The organism is uncultured Frigoribacterium sp. (assembly GCF_963515265.1).
In the GTDB taxonomy this organism is placed as follows: Bacteria; Actinomycetota; Actinomycetes; order Actinomycetales; family Microbacteriaceae; genus Frigoribacterium.
The window spans coordinates 1-10,310 of record NZ_CAUPYL010000085.1 but is presented as its reverse complement, the minus strand read 5'-3'; the positions used below and the strand labels follow the sequence as shown (position 1 = coordinate 10,310).

The window sequence follows — 10,310 nt, the reverse complement described above, 5'->3', positions numbered from 1 at the left end:
TCGCGGCCTCGCTCGGCGTTGCGGGCGTCGTGGTCGCGGGGGGCGAAGCGGCTGTTCGAGGTCTTCTCGCGCGGCTCCCAGTTGGGGCGGCTGCTGCCGCTGCGGGGGGCCTCGCCGCGGCGCTCGGCGCGGGCGTCGGAGTTCCAGCGGTTCTTGCGCTCGGGGGCGCCGGCCTCGTCGGGGCGGTGGCCGCGGTGCGAGGAGCTCTTGGAGCCCGGCTTGCGGTGCGGGTCGGTGCCTCGCGAGCGTGAAGGAGTCTTGTCGTAGGGGGGCATGGTGTTCTTTCCGGGCTTGTGCGATGACGCGAAGAAATACCCGGGCAGCCATTGACCAGGACCGTTCACATACGTGAATTCATCCCGACGAGATCCGTCGTGAATCCGGCCCACAAGACGTACAAACCCTCATGTGTCCCGCCCGTCGCCTCCGGTGGTTGTCCGGGGAGCGACGCCGCAGGACGTGCGCGCCACAGGCGCGCGGTCTTGAGCCGACCCACCAACGATACCCGACCCTCCCCCGGAACAGAACCCCCGCCCCGCAGCCCGCAACTGGAGAGCGATCCGCCCCGGCCGGGTCAGCGATCCCCGCTGGCCCGTAATTTGAGAGTGATCAAGGGAGACAAGACCCGAGATCCCCGCGGGCAGGCCGCCGCCGACCCGATCTGTCTCGCTTTCAGCTGGCGAGGCACACCGCCCGGCTAGACGGGAGTACCCCGCGGCTGGATCCCGACGCGGAGACGACGAACCTCCGCGGTGTTCCGCCGAGGTTCGTCGCTCTCGAGTCGCTACGCCGAGGTGTCGGCCGACGCGTCGACCGGGCCTCCGGCCGAGCCCCCAGCCGAGGAGGCGTCCGAGACGCCTGCACGCCGGTCAGCCCGCCGCTCGCGCCACCCCTCGTAGATCGAGTACAGCACCGGCAGCACGACCAGCGTCAGCACGGTCGACGACACGAGCCCGCCGATGACGACGACGGCCAGCGGCTGCGAGATGAACCCGCCGTGGCCGGTGATGCCGAGCGCCATCGGGGTCAGGGCGAAGATCGTCGCGGTCGCCGTCATCAGGATGGGCCGCAGCCTGCGCGACGCTCCCTCCAGCAGCGCCTCGCGCACCCGCAGACCACGGGTCCGGTACTGGTTCACGAGGTCGATCAGCACGATCGCGTTGGTGACCACGATGCCGACGAGCATCAGCACGCCGATCAGCGACGCGACGCCGAGCGGGATGCCGGAGGCGAGCTGCAGCAGGATCGCGCCGGTCGCCGCGAACGGGATCGACACCAGCAGGAGGAGCGGCTGGGCCAGGCTGCGGAACGTCGCCACCATGACGATGTACACGATCAGGATCGCGATGAGCACCGCGAGGAACAGCTGCGAGAACGCGTTCGACTGGTCGGCGACGGCGCCGCCGACGACGGCGTCCGCCCCGGCGGGCAGGTCGAGCCCGGCGATCGCGTCGTCGACCTCGGTGCCGGCGCTCGACAGGTCGTCGCTCGAGGGGGTCACGGTGACGGTCGCGCTCCGGACGGCGTCGGTCGTGGTGACCGAGGTGGGGCCGTTCGTCTGCTCGACCGTGGCGATCGAGTCGAGGCGCACCGGCCCGGTCGCGCTCGGCAGCTCGAGGCCGCGGAGCTCGTCGAGGGTCGCGGGCGGCGTCGGGTCGACGGTGTAGATGTCGACCGAGCTGTTCTCGATCTCGAGCGAGCCCACGCGGAACGGCTGCACGGCCTGCGAGACGATGCCGCCGACGGCGACCTCGCTGAGGCCGATGTCGGCCGCTGCGTCGCGGTCGACGACGATGCCGATGACGGGCTGGGCGGCCTGCAGGTTCGACCCGGCCTCGGCCGTGCCCGGCAGGTCGCCTACGGCGGTGAGCACGGTCTCGGTCGCGGTCTGCAGGGTGTCGGGGTCGGGCGCGGTCACGTCGACGGTGATGTCGTTGCTCGTGCCGAAGCCGCTCGACGCGGTCAGTTCGATGTCGCCTGCGTCGGCGACGTCGTCGAGGCGCGAGCGCACCTCGGCCTGGAGGGCGTCCTGGTCGGCGTCCTCGTTCGTGGTGATCGAGTAGGTGACCGTGCTGTCGCCGGTGCCGCCGAAGAAACTGGCGATGGAGGTGCCGCTCGATCCGATCGTGAGCTGCACCGTCTCGATGCCGTCGACGCCGTCGAGCTCCGTCTCGACCTTCGAGGCGGCGTCCGAGAGCACCTGCAGGCTGGAGGCGGGCGCCAGGGTCTGCGTGACGGTGAACGTGTTCTGCCCGCTCGCCCCGAGGAAGTTCGTCTTCATCAGCGGGATGGCCGCAGCCGTGCCGCCGAGCACCAGCACGGCGACCAGCAGGGTCACGACGGGGTGGCGGAGCGTGCCGCGCAGCACCGGCACGTAGACGCGGCGCAGCCGGTCGAGCGGCGCCGGGTCGGTCGGGTCGGAGGCGGCCGTCGTCAGGCGCTCCTGCGCCTGCTCGCCCGCCGCCCCCGGCGCGTGCTTGTGCACCTTCGGCGCCCTGAGGAACCAGTACGCGAGCACCGGCACGATCGTCAACGAGACGAACAGCGACGCGAGCAGGGCGATGGTCACCGTCAGCGCGAAGGGCCGGAACAGCTCGCCGGTGATGTTGCCGACGAAGGCGAGCGGCAGGAACACGACGACGGTCGTGACGGTCGACGCCGTGACGGCGCCCGAGACCTCGCGGACGGCGGTGGTGATCGACGCGACGCGGCCGTCGCCTCCTGCGAGGTGCCTCTTGATGTTCTCGATGACGACGATCGAGTCGTCGACCACGCGCCCGATGGCGATGGTGAGCGCGCCCAGCGTGAGGATGTTGAGCGTGTAGCCCGCGGCCTGCAGGCCGATGAAGGTGATGAGCACGCTCGTCGGGATGCTGATCGCGGTGACGATCGTCGAGCGCACCGACAGCAGGAACACGAGGATGACGATCACGGCGAAGACGAGCCCCAGCAGCCCCTCCTCTGCCAGCGCGTCGATCGACTGCTGGATGAACGGCGCCTGGTCGAAGACGATCGACAGGTCGACGTCCGAGCCGAGGTCGGCGGCCAGCGACGGCAGGGCATCCTGCACCGTGGTCGACACGTCGACCGTGTTGGCGTCGAGCGTCTTGGTGACCGCGATCGTGAGGGCGTCCTGGCCGTCGACACGGCTGATCGAGGTGACGGGCGCGCCGCTGAGCGCCACGTCGGCGACGTCGTCGATCGTGACCGCCGAGGTGCCGCCGAGCAGCGGCAGGGCCGCGACCTCGTCGGTGCTCGTGAGCCGCTGGCCGGCCTGGATCGAGAGCGTCTGGCCGTTCTCGGTCAGCGTGCCGCCGGGGATGAGGGTGCCGTTCGCGTCGAGCGCGTCCTGGAACGCCTGCGCGGTGAGGCCCGCCGCGGCGAGCGCCGTGCTGTCGGGCGTGATGACGACGCGCTGGCCGGCGTCGCCGTAGATCGAGGCCTCGCGCACGCCGTCGAGCTTCTGCAGGTCGGGCACGGTCGTGTTCGTGAGCCGGTCCACGAGCGCCTGGGTGTCGTCGGCCGAGTAGCCGGTGACCGCGATCTGGACGATGGGCAGGTCGTCGAGGCTGCCGGTGACCACCTGGGTGTCGACGCTGTCGGGCAGCGTCAGCCGGTTGATCGCCGACTGGATCTTCTGCTCGGCCGCGCCGAGGTCGGTGCCGTAGGTGAACTCGGCCGAGACGGTGCTCTGCGACGTGCTCGACGTCGCGGTGGTGCCCTCGAGCCCGGGGATGATCTGCACCGCCTGCTCGATCGGCGTCGAGACGTCGTCGTTGACCACCTCGGGCGTCGCGCCGGGGTACGAGCTGACGATCGCGATCTGCGGGAACTGCACGTTGGGCGCGAGCTCTTGCTTGAGCGACGTCAGCGCGATGCCGCCGAAGACGGCGACGACGATGGTGACGAGGGCGATCAGCGCGCGGTTGCGCAGGCTGAAGACGGACAGAAGATGCACGAGGCTCCGGTGGTGAGAGGGAGGAAGAGCGGAGGAGGCGACGGTGACGACGTGCACCGCGCCTCCATTGTCACCAGCCTCTCTGGGAACTGGCGGCGCTTTCTTGCCCGCTGTGCAGAGGTGGTGCGGTCGACACGACCGTGGAGGAGCCGATAGCCTGCTCGGCTGCCCACTCCGCGGTGGCACCGCGACAGAGAGACCTCCCATGGGCTACATCGACGTCAACCGCGTGTCCTACGCACTCGCCGACGGCAGGCCGCTGCTCGACGAGGTCTCGTTCCGCGTCGGCGAGGGCCAGAACGCGGTGCTGATCGGGGCGAACGGGGTCGGCAAGTCGACCCTGCTCCGGATGGTCCGGGGTGAGCTCAGGGCCGACGAGGGCGCGATCAGCATCGACGGCGGCCTGGGGGTGATGGACCAGTTCGTCGGGCACGTCCGCGACGACAGCACCGTCCACGACCTCCTCGTCGGCATCGCGCCCGCTGCTGTCCGCGACGCCGCGCGCGCCCTCGACGCGGCTGAGCTCGCCCTGGTCGAGGACGACGTCACCGAGACCCAGATGGCGTACGCCACAGCGCTCTCCGACTACGCGGACGCCGGGGGCTACGAGGTCGAGACCCTCTGGGACACCTGCACCACCGCCTCCCTCGGCGTGCCCTGGGAGCGCGCTCGCTGGCGGCAGGTGTCCACCCTCAGCGGCGGCGAGCAGAAGCGGCTCGTGCTCGAGGCGCTGCTCCGCGGGCCCGAGCAGGTGCTGCTGCTCGACGAGCCGGACAACTACCTCGACGTCCCCGGCAAGCGCTGGCTCGAGGAGGCGCTGGTCGCGACCCCCAAGACGGTCCTGCTGGTCAGCCACGACCGCGAGCTGCTCGGCCGGGTCGCCGACCGCGTCGTGACGATCGAGACCGGGGCGGCCGGCAACACCGCCTGGACCCACGGCGGCTCGTTCCGCACCTACCACCAGGCCCGGGCCGACCGGATGGACCGCCTCGACGAGCTCCGCCGCCGGTGGGACGAGCAGCACGAGAAGCTCCTGACCCTGGTGCGGAACCTCAAGGTCAAGGCGACCGCGATGGACAGCATGGCGTCGCGCTACCAGGCGGCCCTGACGCGTCTGCACAAGTTCGAGCTCGCCGGCCCTCCCCAGGAGCGCCCGCCCGAGCAGGACCTGAAGATGCGCCTGACCGGATCGCGCACCGGCAAGCGGGTCGTGGTCTGCGAGCAGCTCGAGCTGACCGGGCTGATGGCGCCGTTCGACGCCGAGCTGTGGTTCGGCGAGCGAATCGCGGTGCTCGGCTCGAACGGTTCGGGCAAGTCGCACTTCCTGCGGCTGCTGGCGCGCGGCGGCACCGACCCCGACCCGCGCGACGGCCACGTGACGACCGTGGGCGGCACGCTCGCCCCCGTGCCGCACACCGGCCGGGCCGTCCTCGGCGCCCGCGTGGTGCCCGGCTGGTTCGCGCAGGCGCACGAGCACCCGGCGATGATCGGGCGCACCCTGCTCGAGATCGTGCACGAGGGCGACGACGAGCGACGGGGCCTCGGTCGCGAGGCCGCCAGCCGCGCCCTCGACCGCTACGGGCTGGTGGGGTCGGCCGAGCAGGTCTTCGAGTCGCTGAGCGGCGGGCAGCAGGCCCGGCTGCAGATCCTGCTGCTCGAGCTGAGCGGTGCGACCCTGCTGCTGCTCGACGAGCCGACCGACAACCTCGACATCGTCTCGGCCGAGGCACTCGAGGAGGCGCTCGACCGGTTCGAGGGAACGGTCATGGCCGTCACCCACGACCGCTGGTTCGCCCGCTCGTTCGACCGGTTCCTCGTGTTCGGCAGCGACGGCGACGTCTACGAGGCGCCCGGCCCGGTCTGGGACGAGAAGCGGGTGCAGCGGGCCCGCTGAGCGGGCCGACGGACGAGCTGCACCCCTGAGACCGCACGACACCCGCTGATCCGGGGGTGCAGTGCGGTTTCAGGGGTGTGACGCGCAGCCGCGCAGCTGCCGCAGCCGCCGCGGAGCCGCGCAGCCGCACCGCTACGGGCTAGACGACCTCGGCCAGCAGCGCTCCGCGCGGCGCCTGCACCCCGTCGATCCCGTCCCAGGCCGCGGCGAGCGCCGCGAGCGCGCGGTCGGTCTCGTCGTCCGGGTAGGAGAACGGCACGCGCAGGAACCGCTCGAACGCCCCGTCGACGCCGAACATCGGCCCGGCCGCGAGCAGCAGCCCGTGCCGGCGGGCGGCGAGCACGAGCTGCGAGCTGACCGGCGCGCCGAGGCCCACCCACGTGGTGAGGCCGCCGGCCGGCGACGGCACGCTCCAGCCGGGGAACGTGCTGCGGAGCCCGGCGACGAGCCGGTCGCGACCGTGCCTCAGCTGCCGGGAGCGCGCCTCCAGCACGCCGTCCATGTCGCCGAGCAGGTCGGCGACGATCAGCTGCTCGAGCACGGGGGTGCCGAGGTCGCCGGCCGAGCGTGCACGCACGAGGCGCTCGACGAGGGGACGTTCGGCCCGGATCCAGCCGATCCGCAGCCCGCCCCAGAGCGACTTGCCGACCGAGCCGATCGTGACGGCGGGCCCGTAGGCCGCCATCGGCAGCGGCCGAGCGGCAGCACCGGCACCGGCACCGGCGAAGGAGGCGCCCCGCGGCCCCCCGACGACGAGCTCGGCCATCGTCTCGTCGGCGATCACGATCGTCCCCTCGTCCGCGGCGGCCTCGAGCACGCGCACCCGCTGTGCCTCGGGCATCGTCGCCCCGGTCGGGTTGTGGAAGTCGGGCATCAGGTAGGCGACGGGCGGGCTCGTGCGCCGCAGCGTCTGCAGCAGCGCCGACTCGTCCCAGCCGTCCTCGACGGTCACGCTGACGGGCGCGAGCCGGGCGCCCGCCGCCCGCAGCGCCTCGAACGCGTGCGGGTAGCCGGGGGTCTCGACCACGGCGCGGTCCCCCCGCCCGACGAGCACCCGTGCCAGCAGGGCGATGGCGTGCTGGGCGCCGAGGGTGACGACGATCTGGTCGGCGCTCGTCTCGAGGCCCCTGGCGCGGTAACGGGCGGCGATCGCCTCGCGCAGCACCGGACGGCCGACGGTGTCGTAGCCGGGCTCGGAGAGGTACGCGCCGAGGCGTCCCGCAGCCCGCTGCGCCGCCTCCGCGATGCCGTCGACGGCGGGCATGGCCGCCTTGGTGAAGTCGAGCACCTCGTCCTCGTCGGCGGAGCGGGCCACCCTCGCCGCCCTGGCCTGGTCGGGCAGCCGCACGACGCTGCCGCTCCCCCGCAGGCTCGTGACGTGGCCGGCGTCGCGCAGCGCGGCGTAGGCCGCAGCGACGGTCGTGCGGCTGACCCCGAGGTGCGTCGCGAGGTCGCGCTCGCTCGGCAGGCGCGTGCCCACGGAGAGCCGGCCGTCGAGCACGAGAAGGCGGATGCGGTCGGCGAGCGCGGCGTAGCCGGGCGACGAGGAGGCGCGCCACGAGTCGAGCAGCACCCCCAGCGCCCGTGACGACACGGCCGGTCCGCTCGTGACGATGCTCATGCGACGACAGCTCTCATGCGGCCACACTAGGCCGATTGGACTCTTGCCACCAGGCCGCTCGCCCGATTGGATCGGTCCATGCTCCTCACCCGCCGCCTCCTGCAGCTGTTCGTCGGCCTCTTCCTCTACGGCGTCGCCATCGCGTTGATGGTGCGCGCCGGCATCGGGGTCGCCCCGTGGGACGTGCTGACGCAGGGCATCGTGACGCAGACGGGCCTCGGCTTCGGCCTCGTCGTGTTCCTCACGAGCGTGCTCGTGCTGCTGCTCTGGATCCCCCTGCGCCAGAGGCCGCGCTTCGGCACGATCGCCAACGCGCTGCTCGTCGGGCCCTTCGCCGACCTCGGCCTGCACGTGCTGCCGCAGCAGACCGTGTGGTGGGCGCAGGGCCTGACCTTCGCGCTCGGCCTGCTGCTGCTCGCCGCCGCGAGCGGCCTCTACATCGGCGCGTCGTTCGGGCCCGGTCCGCGCGACGGCCTGATGCTCGGCCTGCACCGCCGGTTCGGGGTCCGGGTCGGGGTCGCCCGCACGGCGATCGAGGTGACGGTGCTCGCGATCGGTTGGCTGCTGGGCGGCCAGGTCGGCGTCGGCACGGCGCTCGAGGCCGTCCTGATCGGGCCGATGGTGGCCTTCGCGCTGCCCCTCTTCGCACCTCGTGCGACACGTGTCGCCGACCCCTCCCGCCCGGCGACGGGTCCGGTCCCCACGGCCGCCTGACGAATCGGGAATGCCCGGTCCCCGCCGCGAGTTGACAGGCCCTCGGCGCGGAGTAGAGTCGCCGCTCGTGACTGACGACACCAGGTCGCCGAAGCGGTGGCTGATCGGTGAACCCCTTCCCTCGGAGAAGCTCGAGGGCCAGCTGCTCCCGAAGCACCTCGCCCTCCCGATCTTCGCCAGCGACCCGCTGAGCTCGGTGGCCTACGCGCCGCAGGAGCTCCTGATGATCCTGCTGATCGGCGGGCTCGGGTTCCTCACGCTCGCGCCGTGGGTCGCGGTCGCGGTCGTCGTGCTGCTGCTCGTCGTCGTGGCCTCGTACCGCCAGCTGATCAAGGCCTACCCCTCGGGTGGCGGCGACTACGAGGTCGCCCACCGCAACCTCGGCGAGAAGGCCGGCCTCGTCGTGGCCTCGGCCCTGCTGGTCGACTACGTGATGACGGTCGCCGTCTCGGTCGCCTCGGGCGTGGACAACATCATCTCGGCCGTGCCGGAGCTGGCCCCTGTGCGGGTCGAGCTGGCGATCTTCTTCGTCATCGCGCTGGCCGCGGTCAACCTGCGCGGCGTGCGCGAGTCGAGCAAGGCCTTCGCCGTGCCGACCTACCTCTTCGTGTCGAGCGTCTTCGTCATGATCGTCATCGCGCTCGTCCGCACCGCCCTCGGCGACCCGCCGGTGGCCGAGAGCGCCGGGTACACGGTCCAGGCGGACCAGCTGACGCAGGCCGCCTTCATCCTGTTGCTGCTGCGCGCGTTCTCGAGCGGCTGCTCGGCCCTGACGGGCGTCGAGGCCATCGCCAACGGCGTGCCCGCGTTCCGCCGGCCCAAGGTGCAGAACGCGCAGAAGACCCTCGTGCTGATGGGCAGCATCGCCATCGTGCTCTTCGCCGGCCTGGTCGCCGTGGCCCTGATCGCGAAGGTGCACTACGCCGAGGACGCCTGCAACCTGCAGGGCTTCGTCGACTGCGAGGGCACGCCTCAGCGCAGCCTGATCGCCCAGATCGCCAGCGCCGTGTTCGGTGGCTCCCTGTTCGGCATCCCCTTCTACCTGATCCAGGCGTGCACGGCGGCGGTGCTGCTGCTGGCCGCCAACACGGCGTTCAACGGGTTCCCGCTGCTCGGCTCGATCCTTGCCCGCGACCAGTACGCCCCGAAGGCGCTCAACACCCGTGGCGACCGCCTCATCTACTCGAACGGCGTCATCGTCCTGGCGCTCGTCGCCTGCGCGATCCTGCTCGTCTACCAGGCCAGCGTCACCGGGCTGATCCAGCTCTACATCATCGGCGTCTTCGTGTCGTTCACGCTCGGGCAGACCGGCATGGTCGTGCACTGGACCCGCATGCTGCGCGAGGGCTGCGCCGACCGCGGCGCCGTCTACCGCGCCCGGGGCATCAACGCCTTCGGGGCCCTGCTCACCGCCTCCGTGCTCATCGTCGTGACCGTGACGAAGTTCACGCACGGCGCGTGGCTCGTGTTCGTGATCATGCCGATCCTGTTCACGCTGATGCTCGGCGTGAACCGCTACTACCGCGACGTCCGGGTCGAGATCGAGCCCGACGCGACGACGCAGTTCGGCTCGCACGGCGACCACGCGATCGTGCTCGTCGGCACCATGCAGAAGCCGGTGCTCAAGGCGCTCGACTACGCCATCGCGGCACGGCACGAGTCGCTCGAGGCGATCCACGTCAGCATCGACGACGAGGCCACCGCGCTGCTGCGGCGGCAGTGGGCCGAGCAGGAGATCGAGGTGCCGCTGCGCATCGTCGCGTCGCCGTACCGCGACATCAGCATGCCGCTGATCAAGTACATCAAGGCGCACCGGGCCGAGCACGGCTCCGAGGTCGTGACGATCTACACGCCGATCTACATCGTCGGCCACTGGTGGGAGGCGGCCCTGCACAACCACAAGAGCCGCCGGATCCGCCAGAAGCTGATGCTCGTGCACGGCGTGACGATCTCGCTCGTGCCGTGGCTGCTCGACTCGTCCGAGATGCTCTACGGCCGCCGGTCGCGGCCGATCCCCGGCCAGGACCGTCGCGGAGAGCCCATCCGCCCCCTGCCCCGCCGCCCGCTCGAGCCGGCCGGGCCGGCCGGGTCGGCCGGGTCGGTGCCCGCAGGAGGCGCGGGTC

5 protein-coding genes and 1 pseudogene are annotated in these 10,310 nt (G+C 71.9%); 3 read left to right on the top strand and 3 right to left on the bottom strand.

What is annotated here, in order from left to right; genetic code table 11:
• A pseudogene (locus tag RWM17_RS08560) lies at positions 1 to 275 on the bottom strand (hypothetical protein); the annotation flags it as partial.
• A 509-nt stretch (positions 276 to 784) separates the two neighbouring features.
• Positions 785 to 3,958 carry an efflux RND transporter permease subunit gene (locus RWM17_RS08555; RefSeq protein ID WP_314102711.1) on the bottom strand — a complete coding sequence of 1,058 codons (3,174 nt, stop codon included), beginning with the start codon at positions 3,956 to 3,958 and terminating at the stop codon, positions 785 to 787.
• A 205-nt stretch (positions 3,959 to 4,163) separates the two neighbouring features.
• Here RWM17_RS08555 and RWM17_RS08550 point away from each other — a divergent pair, with 205 nt between their 5' ends.
• Complete coding sequence (locus tag RWM17_RS08550; RefSeq protein ID WP_314102709.1) at positions 4,164 to 5,852, top strand: ATP-binding cassette domain-containing protein; 1,689 nt, start codon at positions 4,164 to 4,166, stop codon at positions 5,850 to 5,852.
• Positions 5,853 to 5,991: 139 nt separating this feature from the next.
• On the opposite strand, the gene RWM17_RS08545 is transcribed toward RWM17_RS08550, so the two are convergent.
• The gene (locus tag RWM17_RS08545) at positions 5,992 to 7,473 is read right to left on the bottom strand and encodes a PLP-dependent aminotransferase family protein (protein ID WP_314102707.1); all 1,482 of its coding nucleotides are present in this window, start codon (positions 7,471 to 7,473) and stop codon (positions 5,992 to 5,994) included.
• Between the two features lie 78 nt (positions 7,474 to 7,551).
• Here RWM17_RS08545 and RWM17_RS08540 point away from each other — a divergent pair, with 78 nt between their 5' ends.
• A complete protein-coding gene (locus RWM17_RS08540) occupies positions 7,552 to 8,187 on the top strand; it encodes a hypothetical protein (RefSeq protein ID WP_314102705.1) in 636 nt (211 codons plus the stop codon).
• 100 nt (positions 8,188 to 8,287) lie between these two features.
• The coding region (locus RWM17_RS08535) for an APC family permease (RefSeq protein ID WP_314102714.1) at positions 8,288 to 10,310 on the top strand (2,023 nt) is incomplete at its 3' end.